The organism is Paenibacillus sp. KACC 21273 (assembly GCF_028736095.1).
GTDB lineage: Bacteria > Bacillota > Bacilli > Paenibacillales > Paenibacillaceae > Saccharibacillus > Saccharibacillus kyungheensis.
This window is the reverse complement of record NZ_CP117876.1, coordinates 2,018,557-2,037,759: the sequence shown is the minus strand read 5'-3', so window position 1 is coordinate 2,037,759 and position 19,203 is coordinate 2,018,557. Positions and strand designations below refer to the sequence as shown.

Genomic DNA, 19,203 nt, shown 5'->3' with positions numbered 1-19,203 from the left:
GATGCGTCTATCTATCCTGCATAAGCTTTTAGCTGGATTTCTTGCCATTGCTCTTATTGCTGGCTGTGCGGGAGTGATCTATATTATGTCTCTTCAACAAATTCAGCAATCGATGAGTACAATTTTGGATCGTTATGTCACTCTAAAATCACAAGCAGATAATTTAAAATTTTATGCTACTACTCAAAATGGATATATGCAGACCTATATGCTGAGTCGCGATTCGTACTATGGTTCTCAATTATTAAGTACGAATGATCAGACGACCAAACTTTTGAATGAGATGAAAAGCTTAGTCGTCTCCAAAGAAGATACCGCTCAATTAGATTATATGCTGAAAATGAACGAGTATTACAAAACCCACGCCCAAGAACTGTTCAACCTGCCTCCTGCTCAAGTGGATCAATCTTATCTTGATGTGATTACCAGTGTTATTCCTGTAGGAAGTATTATTGTTAAGTTTGCTCAACAATTTTCGGATCAACAAGATGCTTTGATGACGGCTGCCAAAGATGAAAATACACAAAAAATAGCACATGTTCGCCAGCTAGCTATCGCAATCAGCATCATTAACTTCGCATTAGCGATTATTATTGGCATCTTTATTTCACGTCTTATCTCCAAACCATTACAAAAATTAAGTAAAGCAGCCAAATCTATTTCTACAGGGGATCTCAATATTGAAGATGTAAATGTTAAGCAAAAAGATGAATTAGGGGAGTTAGCTATTTCCTTTAATAGTATGAAAAATAACTTGCGTCATCTTGTTCATGAAATTAATGATAATGCTTCACAGGTTATTACAATTTCTAAAGATGTTGCTAGTGGTACGTCTGAAACAGGTAAAGCTGCTGAACACGTTGCAGACATTATGTCTGATCTATCTAGCAGTACACAGGATCAAGTTAAAATTGTAGAAGGTGGATTACAAACTGTCTATGATGTTAATAAGGATATTCAGCAGATTGATCAAAGTAGCCAGCAAGCGATGAGCGTTGCGCAACAAGCACAAAGTCAAGCGCTACTCGGTAATCAAGAAATAGTACATGTTATGAACCAAATGGATCAAATTCATCAACGTATGAGTAAATTGGAAGTGATTATTTCTTCGTTAAACAAACGCTCTGGAGAAATTGAAGAAATCAATAATGCAATTTCTTCGATTGCAGCTCAGACGGGTCTTCTTTCTCTCAATGCAGCAATTGAAGCTGCACGTGCAGGTGAACACGGACGTGGATTTGCTGTAGTTACTTCCGAAATCCGTAAACTTTCTAACGAAACCAATGAATCCGTAGATCGGGTGAGAGCACTTGTCAATGCTATTCAAAGTGAAACAAAAGGTGCTACCAAATCGGTGGAAAACATGGTTAAAGAAGTAAGTCAAGGTATTGCTGCGGCTCATTCTGTAGGTAATTTGTTTAATACCATTAAATCTCTAACCGATCATACCACTTCTGAAATTAAAGAAGTGACTGATTCTATCCATCATTTATCGGAACATTCACAGAAGATTGTCAAATCTATGGAAAATATCTCAAGCTTGACCGATCATGTTGCTTCTAACACTGAAAGCGTAAGTGCAGCTACAGAAGAACAATTAGCTTTCTTGGAAGAAAGTACAGCTCATACCGCTACACTTCATTCTATGGCTGAGAAATTACAAAATACGGTACTGCAATTCCGTTTATAATCTATGCTTAATTAACAAAAAAGCATGATCTTTGGATTCAGTATATGAATTCCTTAGATCATGCTTTTTTATATGGTTTGAGCTTGATGATGTTATTCTTGCCCTGTTCCTTTTAAAGTTGCAGGCAATTCCATAGGTCCACCTAATTTGGTTCCATCACGGAAATTGTAGAAAAGATAATAATAACGTTCATTCAGTTTGGCAAAAACTTGCCATGCATATTTTCCATTATATGAGCCAGGTACAATTCGTACAGCTTCTGCTCCAGGCAAATCTTTTTGCAAAAGATCGGTGGCGGCTTGATAGGATACTGTACCTGCTGTTTTCTCAACATGCACTGCATTAGCTCCTTCTGCTACCGAACCGTCTATATTAAATTTGACCCAGACCATTAGATCTTCTTGTGCTGTATTTTTACCTTCTACAACCCAATACGTTGAACTATCTGTCCAGACGGAATTGAACGTACGCGTCACAGATACAATATCCGCTTTTTCCTGTGCGCTGTTAATAGCCAGTTGTTCTTTACTCCATGGCTTTGCCATTACATGCACATAAAATTGATTTACACCTAAAATCAGCAATCCTACTACAACGATAATGATTGCAATCCACTTGCCACTTCCCAAATTTCGCAAAACACGCCATCCTTTCCTGTCGACTTCCAGTTAGCGTTTAAGCAAACCTTCAAAAGCACTTTGGGCTTCATGACGAATTTTTTCTTCATCCAATGTTAATGATATACCGTCTTTGATCAATTGCTTACCGTCTACCCAGACATGCAATACATCTTTAGCAGATGCAGAATAGATTGTATGTGAAATAAAATCAGTACGTGGTAAGAAATGCGGTTGATCTACATTAAGTGCTGTAATATCAGCTTTCATTCCTACAGCGAATGTACCTACATCATTCAAAAATACAGATCTTGCACCGTATTCAGTACCCATTTTCAATGCTTCTAATGCAGGCACAGCTGTTGGATCGCCGGATACTCCTTTATGAATAAGAGCAGCCAAACGCATTTCTTCAAACATATCCAGATTGTTATTACTTGCCGGGCCATCTGTTCCCAAAGACACAACAACGCCTGCACGCAACAGATCAGGTACACGTGCTACACCACTTGCTAATTTGAGGTTACTACCCGGGTTATGAGAAATCGCTACTTTATTCTCAGCAAGCACTTCGATCTCTTCATCATTCAAATGAACAGCATGCGCTAACAATGCTGGACGAGTGAAAAATCCTAATTTCTCCAAATGAGCTACAGGACGTAATCCATAATCTGTAACGTTTAATTGAACTTCTGCTAGTGTCTCAGACATATGTGTATGCAGCGGCAAATCCAAATCATGAGCTGCTTGTACAAATTGTTCGATGTATGCAGGTGGACAAGTATACGGTGCATGTGGAGACATCATCGTTGTAATACGTCCATTCGCTTGACCATGCCAATCACGTGCAAAGTCGATTGATTGTTTTAGCTTTTGCTTTTGTTCTTCTTCTGAACACAAGCCGATTACACCACGCATCAATACTGCACGCATACCCGATTGTTCTACCACTTCGGCTACACGTTCTGAGCGATCATACATATCGAGGAATGTAGTTGTACCGCCTTTTAACATTTCTAATACAGACAGAGCAGTTCCCCAGTACACATCGTCACTTGTAAATTTCGCTTCCATCGGCCACATTTTTTCTTGTAACCATACTTGTAGAGCAAGATCATCTCCATATCCACGTAACAACGACATCGCTGCATGACCATGACTGTTGACTAGACCCGGAATAAAGAACAAATGATTGCCATCCACTACGGTTGTGTCTTCTTCGATCACAGGTTCTTCTTCTCCAAGATACGTAATCCATCCATCTTCAATCACCATATGTCCAAAAAGCATTGATTTCTCTTCGCTCATTACAGCAAACATACCGTTTTTGATGACCCATTTGTTCGAGGTGTTATTCATTAGTTTCATGTTCCTTTCCATCTTCCAGATAATAGGCAAGGCTTAATAAATCCGTTGTAAAATCAGCAGTATGCACACGAATATGCGGTGGAGCTTTCAAAATAATCGGTGCAAAGTTCAAAATAGCCTCGACCCCTGCTTCAATTAACTGATCTGCTACACGCTGTGCTTCAACATTAGGCACTGTAACAATTCCGATACGAATACTTCTCGCTTTGACTGTAATTCCAAGTTCATCAATAGGCTGTACGACTAATGTATTGATTAAAGAGCCTACTTTCGAATCGTTGGAATCAAACACAGCTACGATTTTCATTGTTTCTTTTAGATACATATTATAGTTAGAAAGGGCATGCCCTAGATTACCAGCGCCTACAAGTGCCACATTGATTTGTTGATCTAATTTTAAAATATGACGTATTTTCTCAATCAAATACGATACATCATAACCGATCCCTTTACGTCCAAAATCTCCAAAATAAGCTAAATCTTTGCGAATTTGTGCTGGATTCAAGTCTAATTTTTGTCCCAGTTCTTGCGAAGACACTGTAGGAACTTCACGTGTGTGAAGTTCGTTCAGATATCTAAGGTATACAGGTAGTCTTCGCACGACTGCTTCTGATATTTTGTCGGATTTCATGCTTGCTCCCCCTCTTGATTTACAGTTTCCTTTTCAGGTTCGGCCTGGCTAAGCCATTCTGTAATACGGGGTACCATCTGCTCTGTCGGCATATGTTCCATTTTGGGACCGGGCAATGAATATAGAAAATGCTTGCCATAATAGGACTCGATCACACGAGTGTCATAGACAATAACGATTCCCCGATCACTAGATGTCCGTACTAATCTACCAAAACCTTGTTTGAAACGGATAACTGCTTGCGGTACAGATAATTTCATAAATGGATTTTTCTTTTCTTTTTTCAGCCGTTCACTTTTGGCTTCAAGCAGTGGATGATTAGGCGGTTGAAAAGGTAAACGTACGATCGCCAGACAGGTTAACGCTTCGCCTGGAATATCGACCCCTTCCCAGAAGCTACTTGTACCCAGTAACACCGAAGCGGAACGCTCTTGGAATCTTCGAGTGAGCTTGGTACGACTTCCTCCATCGACCCCTTGTCCAAATACTGCAATATCGCTATGTGATAACTTCTCTTTCAATGGCTCATACACCTGCTTGAGCATCCGATAAGAGGTAAATAACACCATCATTCGTCCATTGGTCGCTTTGGCAGTCTCCGCTAATGAGTTCGCTAACGTATCTACAAAGAACGCATCACCAACACTGCCTTTGACACTTGGAAAATCGCGCGGAATTAACAACAGCGATTGCTCACGATAATTGAAAGGTGAAGATAACTGTTCAGTCATCAATCGACCTTCTTTTTCCGCTTCTACAAGCCCTAACTGTTCAATCATATATTGAAATTTCTTTTCTATTGATAAAGTAGCTGATGTCAAAATAATACTTTTCTTTTTATCAAAAAAGTACTCTTTCAATTGCTTGCTCACATCAACCGGTACAGCATACATCTGTAAAGACTTGCTACGGTAATTCCCATTAGCTTCATACCAGTAGACTGTATCTGTACTTTCCAGCTTCACAAATTGACGCAGATCATCTCGTACCACTGTTAAGTCTTTGAATAGACCCGACACATCTGTTACCAGACTATCTGTGCCTAACTGCTCATCGCTGTCTTTGATCTGATTCATCACTTGCTCGCCTTTACGAATCAACTGACTAAGGCCGATATGAATCTGATTCTCAAGCTCTGTAATCACATTCCATTCGGTCGGTTGCTTTTCCGGTAAAAGTCGAAGCGTGAACTGCCCGGCTTCACCAGGAGCGGCATCACTACGCTGAGGTAACAAAGCAAATAGTAACTCACTTAATTTATCCCAGTTTTCTTTGACATCTACAATTTCAGGATATAGATTATCAATCGCTATCGCCCAATCCATACCACGTTCATTGCCAGAAGAACCTAATTGTTGACGCAAAATCGCTAACTGACCATTTTTGCTGTCTTTGAACAATCTTAACAGTGGATGAACCAATGTGAAATATTTCATATGCATACCCAAGTGCTTACCTGCAACATCTTCTAGATGATGTGCTTCATCAATAACCAAGCGATCATAAGCAGGTAACAATTGATGCCCTGCTTTGACATCGGTAAATAATTTCGAGTGATTGGTAATGACTACATCTGCTGTACCTGCTTCATGCTTCGCACGATGGTAAAAACATTTGCGGAACCATGGACATGCACGACCCAGACAAGAATCGGTATCACTGGCTACCGTTTCCCAGAAGTCAGCACCACGATTACCCATATTGAGTTCTTCATCATCGCCAGTTTCTGTCGCATTTAACCAGACAATCATTTGAGCTGCAATCAATACATCTTCTTTAGGGCTTTGAAATTCTTTTGTATTTATTTTATGCTCAAATTTGCGCAGACACAAATAATGCTGGCGTCCTTTGAATACGGCAGCACGAAATGCAAATGGAACAACTTGAGTCAATAATGGAATATCGCGTTCTCGCAACTGTTCTTGCAAGTTAATCGTATGCGTACTTACCATGACACGATCGTTTTCTTTGACACTATGATAAATCGAAGGTAATAAGTACCCTAGCGATTTGCCTGTTCCTGTTCCTGCTTCGATCAATAGATGCTTATCATCGGTCATCGCTTTGATCACTTCTTCAAACATACGATTCTGCGGTTCCCGTTCTTCATAGTTAGGAAGCAGATTACGTAAGTTTTGTTTCACTTGCTCTAAAAATTCATCAAATGAAACATCTGCAAGTGGCATATTACCTCGCTCTTCATGAGCCGGCAAAATTTCATTCCAATCGCCTACTTTTAACGCCAATTGACGGAAAAAGCGATGTTCGTCCAAATCTTGAATCGGCTGTGCTTCTTTCTCCATCCGCACGCCATCAAAATACCAACCGAGATCACTATCCTGATTATCAAATAATTCAGATAAACGCTGGACTGTAATTAATGGTAGATCATTTAACTCTTCCAAGCACTTTAGAAATACATGAGCAGTCGCTAACGCATCACTATCTGCTTGATGAGGACGATCATGAACGAATCCCAAGTCTTTACTTACCATGCTTAACTGGTAGCTCGATAGATTCGGGAAAAAGATACGTAACAGATCCATCGTATCCAGCACTCGACCTGTAAATGCCAAATATCCAGTCTGATCCAAAGCGCGTTGCAAAAATCCTAAATCAAAACCGACATTGTGCCCGACAAGCACAGCATCTTCTAATAGAGGAATCATCTCCAAAATAACATCGTCTAACTCTGGAGCGTTCTCTACATCTTCATTTTTAATTCCTGTTAAACCTTCTATAAAAGGAGGAATCGGCACTCCCGGCTTCACCATAGAAGAATATACAGTAGAAATACTTAAATCATGATCTATAATGGCAAGCCCAACTTGAATAATATCATCGGTGGACTGAGTACCTGTGGTCTCAAAATCCAGTACGGCAAATTTCATGGATGTCTAAATCCTCTCCTTGCTGTCGTCTCAACCTGATGTCGAAATGTTCACCTATCAGCATACCAGAAGAAGACCGTTTTGAAAATCAAAGGGTGGGGAGTTATTCAAATTTCAGCTTTTTTATGGGAGGCGCTGCGTGGAGAAAATCGTTCTTGTCGTCGCTTGTTGCAAATGAATCCTTTGAATGACTGCTTCGCAATCAGGATTCGTTTACAAAGGCGAGCGCTTCGCTCTTTCAGAACGATTTTCTCCTCTCCTCTGTTGTAGGTAGATAAGCATAATGTTGAATAACTATTTAGAAAGTAGCAGGAAATGAGGAATAGATATAGAGTTACATAAAATATCATACAGCTTTAAATTGTGTAAATTTTAATTTACCCATATTGAGTAGCATCTGTTATATTAGTAAAGGATTTCAATATAATTATAAATGGAGGGAATTTAAGTAAAATGAGAAAGTTTATGATGATGTTTTTGGTTTTGGTGGTGACATTAATGGGGTCAGCGCCTGCTACGCTTTTTGCAAGTGAGGAAGGAACAAGTAATTTGGTAGCAAGTAAAGAAAGTCAGGATTTAAGTTTCTTAAATTTATTTCTTTATGGAGACTATAATATGACATTAAAACAAGGAGAACCTTTTATTGAAGAAGGTTGGAGTGTAGCAGACAGTGTATATAGTGAAAATGAGTTAAAAATAGATATTACATATACATTAAATTCTGTTCCAGTAAATCAAATTGATACTAATATACCTGGAATATACGTAATCACATATATTGCAGAGAATCCAGCCGGAAAACGTTCTTATCCTCAACAACGTACTATTGATGTTGTTGCTACTGAAAAACAGAAAGATCTTGATCAGCTAAATATCCGTGGTGCTTTAGGTATGGCATATCATAATAGTTCTGTCTATGTTGCACAAGGCAGTTCAGGAATATCAAAAGTCGAATTAAGCTCTGGAACAGTTACTTCTATCGTGTACGGTGGATACTATGCCGATAATGTTGTTACTGTTGCTTTCAATCAAGCTGGCGACCTATTTTATACTTTAGAAAACAAGTCAATCATCAACAAGATAGATGCTCAATATTTACAGGATGCTGCGTTAACTCCAGAACAATTTAAGAAATATAGTTCACTTTATTTAGACCTTAGTGACAAAGCATCTGACGGTAATGATCCTATAAAAAATATTTCTAATATTGCATTCAATTCTCAAGATCAGCTTTACATTGCTGTTCCGCTTGATTTTTTTGACACTACTCTGTATAGATGGAATTCAAATGATCAATTGTTGGAAAGAGTCACACAAGAAGACCTTGAAGATTTACAAGTGATGACATTCGACGAAAATGATAATCTATTCTTTAAAGCTAATTTATATAAACCAGATTTTTCAGACCGTGGATTTTTCAAAATTTCTGCCAATGAATTAAAAAACTTACCAGTAGCTGATACATCTTTCAAATCATATCTCGAAATTAATACAATGAATATTAATTCAGACGGCATCGTTTTTTTACCTGATGGTCGAGGTTATTATAGTGAAAATGGTAAAATAAAAGCAATTTTTCCTCGCTCCGCACCTTTAATTGTCTTAAAAGGAAATTATAATCCTGTTCTTTTTGCTGGAGATACTTATATTGAAGAAGGAGTAACAGTACAAGATGCTACCTATTCTAAACTGGATGTAAAAGTCACTTATACTTTAGATAGTAAAGCTATATCTTCTATAAATACGTCTATTCCAAGCGAGTACACGGTTCATTATAATGTGACCAATCCTGCAAATATCTCAGCGCTAGAAGTAACAAGAAGAGTAACTGTCAAACCTCTTCCTTTAATTATAGAAGGATTAGATATTCGCAAGATAGCAACTATGACTGCTTGGAAAGATCACTTATATATTGCAGATTTTCAAAAAGGATTTTATGAGGTTATTAAAACCAGTACTGGTTACAAAAGATCGTTGCTTGCTGCAACGCCTCTGGCAAATGCTGTGGCTGTAGATCAACAAGGAAATTTATTTTTCTCAATGAATGCTTATCATTATATTTTTAAATTAGATGCTCAATATTTAAATCGCTCAACCCCATTAACTCAAGAAGAGCTCTTAACATTAAGTCAACCTTATTATCATTTTACAGATACAGGAGCAGTTTTTATAGATGGGTTAGCTTTTGACCATCAAAATCAGTTGTATATGTCTGTAACTAAAAATAAGACGAGTCAAATTTTGAAAATGGATGGTTCTACTGCTACTACTCCGACATTAGTAATTGATTACCCTAGTCGCACAAATGATATTGATATAAGTCCTGCTGGAAATTTATATATTAATGCAGATAATAGAAATGTATTTCAAGCAAAATCTTCATTATTAAAAAACTTACCTCTTGATATTAATGATTTAGTAGATATGGGAAGAAATGATAATAATAACACCATTGTTTTCTTACCTGATGGTACTGCTTATGGAAGTAGTATTCAGCGCAGTGTAACTGGAGAACAAGTTATTCAAAAACTAGACTTTACAGATCCTAAGCAAACTGTAGATGCTACGGGTATTACACTTAATACTTCTACACTTACAATCAATAAAAAAGATCAACCTATAACTCTTCAAGCAACAGTTGCTCCTGTTAACGCAACTCAAGCGGATATCACTTGGATGAGTAGCAATGAGAAAGTCGCACTGGTGAAAAATGGAGTGGTTACACCTATCGCTAAAGGAACTACAATCATTACAGCAACGACTGTAGATGGCAATTTTAAAGCAACTGCAACAGTGAACGTCAAAGAATCTGATGATAAAAATAACAATTCATCGAATACAAATGGTCATTCTAATGTAGCAACCAATACTGGTAAATCAACTGTACTATCTGCTAATAATATAAGTAGCACAACACAAATATCTTCAGCAAATGGACAGCCGCAATCCAGTATTTTATTTTCTACAGACAAATTACAAACAGAAATTAATAAATTACAAGCAAACAATCAAAAAACAGCAACTATTACTATTCCAAACACTGCTAATTCATTGAAAATGACGATGCCACAAACAGCTATAAACAGTCTAAATCAAGCTAATATGAACTTGGACTTTAATACAGAACATGTTCAATTGGCTATTCCAACAGCATCATTACAATCGTTGAAAAACGATTTGCAATTTCAAGTCTTTCCTTTAACTTCTTCTACCGATCAAAATGCTGTGAAGTTACGTGCACAACAACAATCACTTGTTAAAAATGTATCCAAAGATGGAAATATCACAGTCGTTGGTACACCGATGAATATTGAAACGAATTTGCAGAATCAGTCAGTAGATCTGGTTATGCCTGTAGATGCTAACGCTATTCCTCAAAATGCGATTGCTAAAACAGCATGGTTACAACAACTTCGCATTTTTGTAGAACATAGCAATGGAGAGCATGAGTTAATTCAACCGACTGTAGTTAATGAAGCTAACGGTCAGACAGGTTTGAAATTTACAGTGACTGCGTTTAGCACATTTACGATTTTGGATATACCCTCTCCAAAATTGGAAGCAACAACTCCAGTACCAGCTAACCCATCAACAGTTAGCCAGAATGTGTATCAAGCGTATATTCAAGGATATAGCGATCAAACATTCCGTCCAAATCAAAAAGTGACGCGTGCTGAAATGGCTTCTATGCTATCTCGATTAAGTACACACTCTACATCTGATGCAACTACAACGCATTACTCAGATGTTCCAAGTTCTCTGTGGGCATACAAAGCGATTCAAGATGTTCAAACCAATGGCTTAATGAGTGGACTGCCTGATGGTACATTTAAGCCAAATAAAGCGATTACACGTGCTGAGATGGCAACGATCATTAGCCGCTGGCAAAAACTAAGCGGTACAGGAACATCAAATGCGACAGATATTCAAAACAACTGGGCTGTTTCTGATATTAAACGAGTAACTCAAGCTGGATTTATGCAAGGTTTAACGCCAACAACGTTTAAACCCAACCAACCACTCACTCGTGCTGAAGCTGTAACCACTCTTAACCGAATTCTCAAATTAGATAAAACTCAACCATCAACAACCCAATGGACTGACGTGCCATCCACCCACTGGGCAAAAGCAGATATTATAGCCGCTTCATCTAACTACACCACTGCTAATTAATAGGTATCATATAAAAAAAGAAGAAGTATCCTCACAAGGATACTTCTTCTTTTTGCATTATCTACAGCATTCATTTCTATAACTTCCAAACAAAAGAACCTAGTCACTTACCCACTAGATCCTCTCACTAATACAATCCTTCATCCTTCAATGTATAAAATGTTCTCCTGCCAAGAATGTCCTGGCAAGCCAACTTGAATAAAATCTTTGGATAGCGTAGTAGATACCTCCTCTAGCGAAGGGAATGGAAATTGTTCTGAAAGAGCGAAGCGATCGCCTTTTTACTATAATCCCTACCGCTATGCGGTATATTCAAGGGATTCTAGTAAACCAGCGACGACAAGAACAATTCCATTCCCGAAGCGAGGTACCTACCAACCCACTTTTATTCAAACCTCATTCTCACATGATGGTTGCGTGTACTTCTTTATGAGCTTCCATAACAGGTTTATTCGTTTCATCTACAAATACAACCGTTGGGCGGTGAGTCGCTAATTCTTCAGAACTCATCATCGCATACGAGATAATAATCACAGTGTCTCCCGGCTGTACTAGGCGTGCTGCTGCTCCGTTCAAGCACACTACACCACTGCCACGTTCACCAACGATAACATACGTTTCTAAGCGAGCACCGTTGTTGTTATTAACGATTTGTACTTTTTCATTTTCAAGCAAATCTGCTGCATCCATCAAATCTTCATCTATCGTAATACTACCTACATAATTCAGATTAGCTTCAGTTACAGTAGCGCGGTGAATCTTGGATTTCATCATCGTTCTATACATGTAAGGCAACACCTTTCGTTTCCAAAATAACATTATCGATCAGACGCGTACGTCCAAATTTCACAGCTAGTGCAATAATCACTTCATGATCCAATGTAGCTAAAACGGTATCTTCTGCTAATGATTCTAATCGTGGAAAACTTAAAATGTCTGCATAATCGATTTCAGCAATATCGGACTGACCGATTGAGGTACGTAGAAATGCTCGTACTTGACCTGCTGTCATCCCTTCTTGCTCACGCATTTGTTGCTGTACCAGATGCAAAGAACGTGAAAGTACTAATGCTTGCTCCCGTTCTTCACGAGATAGGTACACGTTACGAGAACTAAGCGCTAGACCATCTTGTTCACGTACAATAGGGCAAGGAACAATTTCAATATCCATATTCAAATCAGTCACCATTTGACGAAGCACAGCGACTTGCTGTGCATCTTTGGTACCGAAGAAGGCATAATCTGGTTTCACAATATTAAAAAGTTTGGTCACTACTGTAGATACACCATCAAAATGACCGGGACGTGAAGCACCACATAGGGTATCGGTAAGATCTGCTACAGTAACATGCGTTTTGATCGGTGTAGGATACATATCTTCTACACCAGGCATAAATACCAAATCGACTCCATTTTTTTCAGCTAAGGCTAGATCACGTTTTTCATCGCGAGGATAACGTTCGAAATCTTCATTCGGTCCAAATTGAATCGGATTAACAAAAATACTGATTGCTACAATATCGCTCATTTCAGTTGCTTTTTGCATAAGGCTTGCATGTCCATCATGCAAAAATCCCATCGTGGGAACAAGTCCAACTGTTGCTTCATGATCTATAGTAGAACGCTGTTCGCGTAATTGTTTGACTTCTGCTCTCATTTCGGTGATGCTACGTACAACTTTCACGATTGAGTCTCCACCTTCCGTTTGGCTCCATATAACGATCCCAAAGCTTCTTGATCTCCACTGAATACATGCTGTTCAGCTGGAAATGCACCGCTTCTTACTTCATTAACGTACTCTTGCAAAGCAGCACGAATCGTATTCCCTACATCTGCATACGTTTTGACAAACCGTTTTTCACGATAAGACGATGTGTATTTCACCGCATCATGAAAAACAAGCACTTGACCATCACAGCCACGCCCTGCTCCAATACCGATCGTTGGAATCGATAATTGTTGGCTAATTGTGGTAGCTGCTTCTTCGGTAACCAATTCCAATACAATTCCGAATGCGCCTGCCGCTTCTAATGCAAGTGCATCATCCAATAAACGTTGTGCATCTTTTTCGTCTTTCCCTTGAATCCGGTATCCACCAATTTGGTGTACAGACTGTGGAGTTAGACCGATATGCGCAATCACAGGTACCCCTGCTTGCACAATAGCTTTGACCGTATCTGCAATCTCTGCGCCACCTTCAAGCTTAATCGCATGCGCATGACCTTCTTGCATTAATCGACGCACACTTTTCAGTGTCTCATCGATACTTCCGTGATACGTCATAAAAGGCAGATCAGCTACAATAAACGTTGATCCCGCACCGCGAGCAACTGCACGCGAATGGTATACAATATCATCTATAGTGACAGGAATCGTCGAATCATATCCAAGCACGACATTACCTAACGAATCTCCAATGAGCAACATATCTACGCCTGCTTCTTCAGCAAGCTGAGCGGTTGGATAATCGTAGGCTGTAATCATCGTAATTGGATGACCTTCCTGTTTCATTTTTTTCATTTTCAAAATATTAAGCGGCATTTTGGCTGCCATGGTGACATCAAGCTCCTTTTAAGTTGGGTATAGTCTTTCGGACAAAATAAAAAACCTTTTAGTCTAGTCGTTCACTAAAAAGGTCCTGAGTCCAAAAAAGAGTCACTTTGCGATCATCTCTTCTGTCTCGGTCCTATAAAACGGCTCAGAGCAGAATTGAATGTAAGCCAACACCTCGCTTCACATATGTATCCTGGATGGGATACCTATTCAGTTAGTACTCTAATTAGCGACTCAAAAATTGTAGGTTTATTTCTGCTGAATGACAGTGATCTATTCAACAGACAGATAACCCCGGTTATTGAGCTAATCCTTAGAGTGGCTTGCGTTAAAAGCTTATACTGCCAAGCGCTGATGGAAAGATATTTTGCTTTGCAAAATCATTTTCTCATTGAACTTGGTCGCGCTTATACTGCCAAGCGCTGGTAACATCAAGTTAACATCAGAAAGTACGGTTCGGTCTTGCCGATACCGTCTTCCGATATAGTATACCAGAACAAATGGTTAAATTCACTATTTTATCTAACAATTATTTCTAGATTAAAATTCAATATCTCCTGAATAAATAGGAATAACCCGATCATCAGCAAGACGTAGTAAAAGTTCACCGTTCATTCCTAAACCTTGAGCGATCCCTTGAAAAGAACCTTGAGCATTGTGTACTTGAATCGATTTGCCGATCGAAATCGCCATACTTTCCCATAGCGCAGCAATCGGTGTAAAGCCTTCGTCTGTATACAATTGATACAATGACTCTAATTCAGAGATGACTTCTGCTAACACAACTGTACGATCTATCACTTGACCGGATTCGATACGCAATGAAGTCGCGATCGATTGCAAATGCTCTGGCAAATCTTCTGCTGTTAGATTCGCATCTATACCGATGCCTGCAATCGCATAACGTACACGTCCATCTTCTGCAGCCGATTCGATCAGAATCCCGCATACTTTGCGTCCATCTATTAATAGATCATTTGGCCATTTGATCCCGATATCTAATTGTGTAGTGTTACGTAACGCTCTACATACCGCTACAGCAGCCAGTAATGTCAATTGAGACATATACTGTAAAGGTTGTACTGGACGCATCACTAGACTCATCCAGATGCCTCTACCGGATGGTGAGTAGAAAAGTCTGCCTTGTCTGCCACGACCTGCTGTCTGTTCTTCAGCAATTACTAACGTTCCTTCAGCAGTCTGTTGTTCTGCAAGCGTACGTGCTTCATCTTGTGTAGAAGCCACCGATTCAAACAAATGTAACGGCTGACCCCATAATCCTTTTTGACTCAAAGCTAGTTGCAAAGCTGTCACATCGAATCGATCCGGTCGACGTGTGATTCGATATCCTTTGCGAGACGTTGATTCAAATTCATAGCCTTTTTCTTTCAAACGATTAATACCTTTCCAAATCGCTGTACGACTAACAGACATTCGACGACTGATTTCTTCGCCTGAAATATATTGTCCTGGATGTTCATTCAGCAGTTGAAGCAGATGTTCATCATTCATCGTAATCCCTTCCTTGCTGAGGCTTGATCCGCATAATGCAATATAACCTCTTTGTTATTGTCCAATTGTCCTGTAGCGACTAGAAGTAAAATTTCATGCAATAGTTCACCTAGCCATTTGCCAGCGGCAATCTCTAAATGTTGAAGAACGTCTTGCCCTTTGACAGGTAAATCAGCCAGACTATATACCGTTAACTGTTCTAACCATCTATCTGCTTGATTGCCTATGATCGCTAAACGTTGTTGATATGCGTGTGGCAATACAGGAAAAAGAGTATGCCAGTATTGTGCAATCTCTTTGCCATAATCTAATACACAACTTACAAATAGCACATACGAGTGATGTCTATTTGCATCTGTATCTATAGACTCTTTATGTTCTATAGTAGCTAAAGGTACAGCTTCATGTTGTAATATCGCATTATATAAACGCTCATTCATCCGTATTATTTTGGAGACTTGATCGGTTATGATATTCGGAAATGTCCAGGATTTGAAAACAATTTTGATCTGCTGTTCATTCATGCCAAGTCCTAGTGCAATTAAAGCCCAGCGCAAAATAGATGGTGATGCAGGTAATTGTTCTAATGAACGAAGCAGATCCTGATCTAATGCCTCACAAGGTACAGACACTTTCATATGTGGAATCAATCCACTGCTTAATAGTAGTTCAATACCCTGATAAGGATAAGGCCCAGCAATCATTTTTTCCATTTCGACACGAATACGTTCAGTAGCGATATGATGGATTAATGCTTGATGATGTAGAAGAGCTTCCCAGGTGTGCTGTTCTATTTCAAAATGAAATACAGACGCAAATCGAATCCCTCTTACCATGCGCAACGCATCTTCTTCAAAACGTTCATCAGCGATACCTACACAGCGAATAATTCCTTTATTCAAATCATCAATCCCATGAAAAGGATCGGTATATTCTCCATCAATTCCACGTGCAATAGCGTTCATCGTAAAATCACGACGACGTAAATCTTCACTCAATTCTCGCACAAATTGTACTTGTTCTGGACGGCGATGATCAACATATTCAGTTTCAGTACGGTATGTAGTGACTTCAAAAGGCTCATTGTCAATCAAAACGGTAATCGTGCCATGTTCTAGTCCTGTAGGAATCGTACGTTCAAATAAAGAAATCACCTGTTCTGGTGTTGCATTGGTTGCAATATCCATATCATTGACCGGTCGTCCTAATAATTCATCACGTACACATCCACCTACAAAATATCCTTCATATCCCTGATCAGTCAAACGGCGGAGCAGAGATTGCCCCCGCTCCGCCGTCTGCGGATCTACCCAATTCCATTGCATGGTATAATCCCCTCAACCACATACCGGAGAAGGCTGAGACAATTCACGTCCAAGTACCCGGTAATAAATTTTTTCATATTCAGCCATCATACGTTCATTGCTGAACTCACTTTGTGAACGATCCAGACAATTTTTGATCATCGTCTGCATCAATTGATGGTTGGTTAATAATTCGATAGCATGTTCTGCCATCTTGTCTGTATCACCGATTGGCGCAAGAAATCCAGTCTCGCCATGAATAATTAATTCCGGAATACCACCTGCTTGTGATCCCACGGTTGGAACACCACATGCCATTGCTTCCAGTGCTACCAGACCGAAGCTTTCTTTTTCAGAAGGAAGCAACAAAATATCAGCTAGTGAAATCACTTGCGGGATATCATCTTGTTTCCCTAGAAACATAACGCGCTCGGTCAAGCCTAGTTCTTGAATCTGAAATTGAATTTTGGGCAGATCAGGGCCTTCGCCAACCAGTAGCAACCTTGAAGGAATCTTCTCATTGACTTTGGCAAAAATCTCTACCACATCGCTAACACGTTTGACCGGGCGAAAGTTAGAGACATGCATTAGCACACGATCATCACCGAACGCATAATCTTTGTGCAGTTCTGTTGTATCGCGTGGATAGTACATTCGTTTATCTACAAAATTGTAAGTTAGATCAATATTACGTGTAATATCTAACAATTCATGTGTCTCACGAATCAAATCTTTGGATACCGCTGTTACAGCATCACTTTCATTGATCGCTAACCGAATCAAGTCTTTTAACGATTCATCCTGCGCAAGCACTGTAATATCTGTACCATGTAAAGTGGTTACGACTTTCAAATGATCGCCTACCATTTGCTTCGCTAAAAAAGCACACACGGCATGAGGTACAGCATAATGCACATGTAATACATCCAACTGCTGCATTTTAGCCACTTGAGCCATTTTATTAGCCAACGTCAGATCATACGGTGGATATTTAAACACATAATAATCATTAACTTCTACTTCATGATAAAAAATATTTTTATGAAATGTTCCTAATCGAAAAGGAACACTGTGCGAAATAAAATGCACTTGATGCCCTTTTTCAGCAAGTAATTTGCCTAATTCTGTTGCCACGACGCCAGAGCCGCCAAGCGACGGATAACATGTGATGCCGATTTTGAGCATCGTGTCCATAAGGGCTGTCTCCTTTCACTTACCTCATTAATCATGATGTAAGCTCTACGTTTTATATCAGGTAAGTTCATTACTTTATATTATATACATACTCTTTATAATTGTGTTAGCAAAAAAAGAGATTTTAACGAAAAAGATCAACCACAAAAGGAGTCTTAGTTACAAACCCTTCTGCATATTGAATCTGACTGCGTTGACCTGCCAGACTATCCCGATATCGAACACGCTCTACGTATCCTTGGGTAAGTGGCGTCTCTACCATATCTACATCTGCTAAGCCGCCAAATTGGGAACGATAACAAAGCAATGCTTGCTCTTTCTGTTCATATACATCGGTGACATCTACAAGTAGATCTGTAGGTGCAGGATCATTAATAAAATAATAATACGTCTGTTGTACGGTGACTGGAGGTAGTTCTGGCATATAACGGCGTAGCTTCGCATTGAATACTGCTTCTTCTACAAGCTGACTACAGATCATATGATCTGGATGACGATCAATCCAATAAGGAGCAAATACAATCTTAGGCGACAACTTACGAATCTCCGCAGTAATCGCATCCAGTTGCTCTGTAGAACGTGCTAACCGGCGATCAGGCAATCCTAAATTACTACGATAGGCTAATCCCAATACTTTGCCAGCGGCTTCTGCTTCTTGCTTACGCAATTCTACATTCCCGTTAGAAGACATCTCTGCTTCAGTCAAATCACAAATACCTACTTTTAGACCTGCGGCGGCATGCTTGGCAATCGTACCAGCCATTCCAATCTCTGCATCATCTGCATGAGCACCAAATACAAGAATATCGACAGAAACACTCATTACAGTGTCTCCGGCTTGTATTTATGAACTAACTCACGCCATGCAAAATCGCCACGATCTAACGCTTTGACCAGAATCTCAGCTGTTGCAATATTGGTAGCAACAGGAATCCCTTGTACATCACAGATGCGAAGCAATGCACTAATATCCGGTTCATGAGGCTGTGCCATCAATGGATCACGTAAAAAAATAATCAAATCCATATCATTTTGCGCGACCATCGCACCGATCTGCTGATCTCCACCTAATGGGCCTGATAGATAACGATGGATTTTCAAATTCGTATGTTCCATAATACGCATACCTGTAGTACCGGTAGAATATAATTGATGCCCGTCAAAAACATTTTCATATGCAATCACAAAGTTGACCATCTCATCTTTTTTGCGGTCATGGGCAATAAAAGCGATATTAAACATCGAAATCTCCCCTATACTTCTGTATTAT

General features: G+C 39.3%; 14 protein-coding genes. 2 read left to right on the top strand and 12 right to left on the bottom strand.

The window, feature by feature from the left end; translation table 11 throughout:
* The first annotated feature begins 1 nt into the window (after nt 1).
* Entirely contained in the window at nt 2-1,690 is a 1,689-nt protein-coding gene (locus PQ460_RS09260; protein WP_274172434.1) for a methyl-accepting chemotaxis protein, read from the top strand.
* Nucleotides 1,691-1,782: 92 nt separating this feature from the next.
* Here the strand turns inward: PQ460_RS09260 and PQ460_RS09255 are convergent, their stop codons facing one another.
* Genes PQ460_RS09255 through dinG form a run of 4 tightly spaced genes read right to left on the bottom strand, consistent with a single transcriptional unit; the run spans nt 1,783 to nt 7,197 of the window.
* Nucleotides 1,783-2,328, bottom strand: coding sequence for a cell wall elongation regulator TseB-like domain-containing protein (locus PQ460_RS09255; RefSeq protein WP_274172433.1), 546 nt, complete (start codon nt 2,326-2,328; stop codon nt 1,783-1,785).
* A 30-nt stretch (nt 2,329-2,358) separates the two neighbouring features.
* Entirely contained in the window at nt 2,359-3,666 is a 1,308-nt protein-coding gene (locus PQ460_RS09250; RefSeq protein WP_273612837.1) for an amidohydrolase, read from the bottom strand.
* Entirely contained in the window at nt 3,659-4,306 is a 648-nt protein-coding gene (locus PQ460_RS09245; RefSeq protein WP_273612838.1) for a redox-sensing transcriptional repressor Rex, read from the bottom strand. Before PQ460_RS09245 ends, PQ460_RS09250 begins: the two co-directional genes overlap by 8 nt.
* Nucleotides 4,303-7,197, bottom strand: coding sequence for an ATP-dependent DNA helicase DinG (dinG, locus tag PQ460_RS09240; protein ID WP_274172432.1), 2,895 nt, complete (start codon nt 7,195-7,197; stop codon nt 4,303-4,305). Before dinG ends, PQ460_RS09245 begins: the two co-directional genes overlap by 4 nt.
* A 453-nt stretch (nt 7,198-7,650) precedes the next feature.
* Here dinG and PQ460_RS09235 point away from each other — a divergent pair, with 453 nt between their 5' ends.
* Complete coding sequence (locus PQ460_RS09235; protein ID WP_274172431.1) at nt 7,651-11,370, top strand: S-layer homology domain-containing protein; 3,720 nt, start codon at nt 7,651-7,653, stop codon at nt 11,368-11,370.
* A gap of 402 nt (nt 11,371-11,772) precedes the next feature.
* Here PQ460_RS09235 and panD read toward each other — a convergent pair whose 3' ends face one another.
* From panD to PQ460_RS09195, 8 genes are all read right to left on the bottom strand, one after another.
* The gene (gene panD / locus PQ460_RS09230) at nt 11,773-12,156 is read right to left on the bottom strand and encodes an aspartate 1-decarboxylase (protein ID WP_273612841.1); all 384 of its coding nucleotides are present in this window, start codon (nt 12,154-12,156) and stop codon (nt 11,773-11,775) included.
* Nucleotides 12,149-13,054 (bottom strand): pantoate--beta-alanine ligase, encoded by a 906-nt coding sequence (gene panC, locus PQ460_RS09225; protein ID WP_274172430.1) that lies wholly within the window; start codon nt 13,052-13,054, stop codon nt 12,149-12,151. Before panC ends, panD begins: the two co-directional genes overlap by 8 nt.
* Nucleotides 13,051-13,923, bottom strand: coding sequence for a 3-methyl-2-oxobutanoate hydroxymethyltransferase (gene panB, locus PQ460_RS09220; protein WP_273612843.1), 873 nt, complete (start codon nt 13,921-13,923; stop codon nt 13,051-13,053). The genes panC and panB overlap by 4 nt, the downstream gene beginning before the upstream one ends.
* A 540-nt stretch (nt 13,924-14,463) precedes the next feature.
* Nucleotides 14,464-15,435, bottom strand: coding sequence for a biotin--[acetyl-CoA-carboxylase] ligase (locus tag PQ460_RS09215; RefSeq protein WP_274172429.1), 972 nt, complete (start codon nt 15,433-15,435; stop codon nt 14,464-14,466).
* The gene (locus PQ460_RS09210; protein ID WP_274172428.1) at nt 15,432-16,760 is read right to left on the bottom strand and encodes a CCA tRNA nucleotidyltransferase; all 1,329 of its coding nucleotides are present in this window, start codon (nt 16,758-16,760) and stop codon (nt 15,432-15,434) included. The genes PQ460_RS09215 and PQ460_RS09210 overlap by 4 nt, the downstream gene beginning before the upstream one ends.
* 12 nt (nt 16,761-16,772) lie before the next feature.
* On the bottom strand, nt 16,773-17,933 hold the full coding sequence (gene bshA / locus PQ460_RS09205; protein WP_273612846.1) for an N-acetyl-alpha-D-glucosaminyl L-malate synthase BshA: 1,161 nt from the start codon (nt 17,931-17,933) through the stop codon (nt 16,773-16,775).
* Between the two features lie 124 nt (nt 17,934-18,057).
* Complete coding sequence (bshB1, locus tag PQ460_RS09200; protein WP_273612847.1) at nt 18,058-18,756, bottom strand: bacillithiol biosynthesis deacetylase BshB1; 699 nt, start codon at nt 18,754-18,756, stop codon at nt 18,058-18,060.
* Nucleotides 18,756-19,175, bottom strand: coding sequence for a methylglyoxal synthase (locus PQ460_RS09195; protein WP_273612848.1), 420 nt, complete (start codon nt 19,173-19,175; stop codon nt 18,756-18,758). The genes bshB1 and PQ460_RS09195 overlap by 1 nt, the downstream gene beginning before the upstream one ends.
* Between the last annotated feature and the right edge of the window lie 28 nt (nt 19,176-19,203).

Coding starts and splice junctions, on each gene's coding strand:
- PQ460_RS09210 (WP_274172428.1), bottom strand. CDS start 16,760: ATGCAATGGAATTGGGTAGATCCGCAGACGGCGGAGCGGGGGCAATCT.
- bshA (WP_273612846.1), bottom strand. CDS start 17,933: ATGGACACGATGCTCAAAATCGGCATCACATGTTATCCGTCGCTTGGC.
- PQ460_RS09260 (WP_274172434.1), top strand. CDS start 2: ATGCGTCTATCTATCCTGCATAAGCTTTTAGCTGGATTTCTTGCCATT.
- PQ460_RS09215 (WP_274172429.1), bottom strand. CDS start 15,435: ATGAATGATGAACATCTGCTTCAACTGCTGAATGAACATCCAGGACAA.
- dinG (WP_274172432.1), bottom strand. CDS start 7,197: ATGAAATTTGCCGTACTGGATTTTGAGACCACAGGTACTCAGTCCACC.
- PQ460_RS09250 (WP_273612837.1), bottom strand. CDS start 3,666: ATGAATAACACCTCGAACAAATGGGTCATCAAAAACGGTATGTTTGCT.
- PQ460_RS09245 (WP_273612838.1), bottom strand. CDS start 4,306: ATGAAATCCGACAAAATATCAGAAGCAGTCGTGCGAAGACTACCTGTA.
- bshB1 (WP_273612847.1), bottom strand. CDS start 18,756: ATGAGTGTTTCTGTCGATATTCTTGTATTTGGTGCTCATGCAGATGAT.
- panD (WP_273612841.1), bottom strand. CDS start 12,156: ATGTATAGAACGATGATGAAATCCAAGATTCACCGCGCTACTGTAACT.
- PQ460_RS09195 (WP_273612848.1), bottom strand. CDS start 19,175: ATGTTTAATATCGCTTTTATTGCCCATGACCGCAAAAAAGATGAGATG.
- PQ460_RS09235 (WP_274172431.1), top strand. CDS start 7,651: ATGAGAAAGTTTATGATGATGTTTTTGGTTTTGGTGGTGACATTAATG.
- panB (WP_273612843.1), bottom strand. CDS start 13,923: ATGGCAGCCAAAATGCCGCTTAATATTTTGAAAATGAAAAAAATGAAA.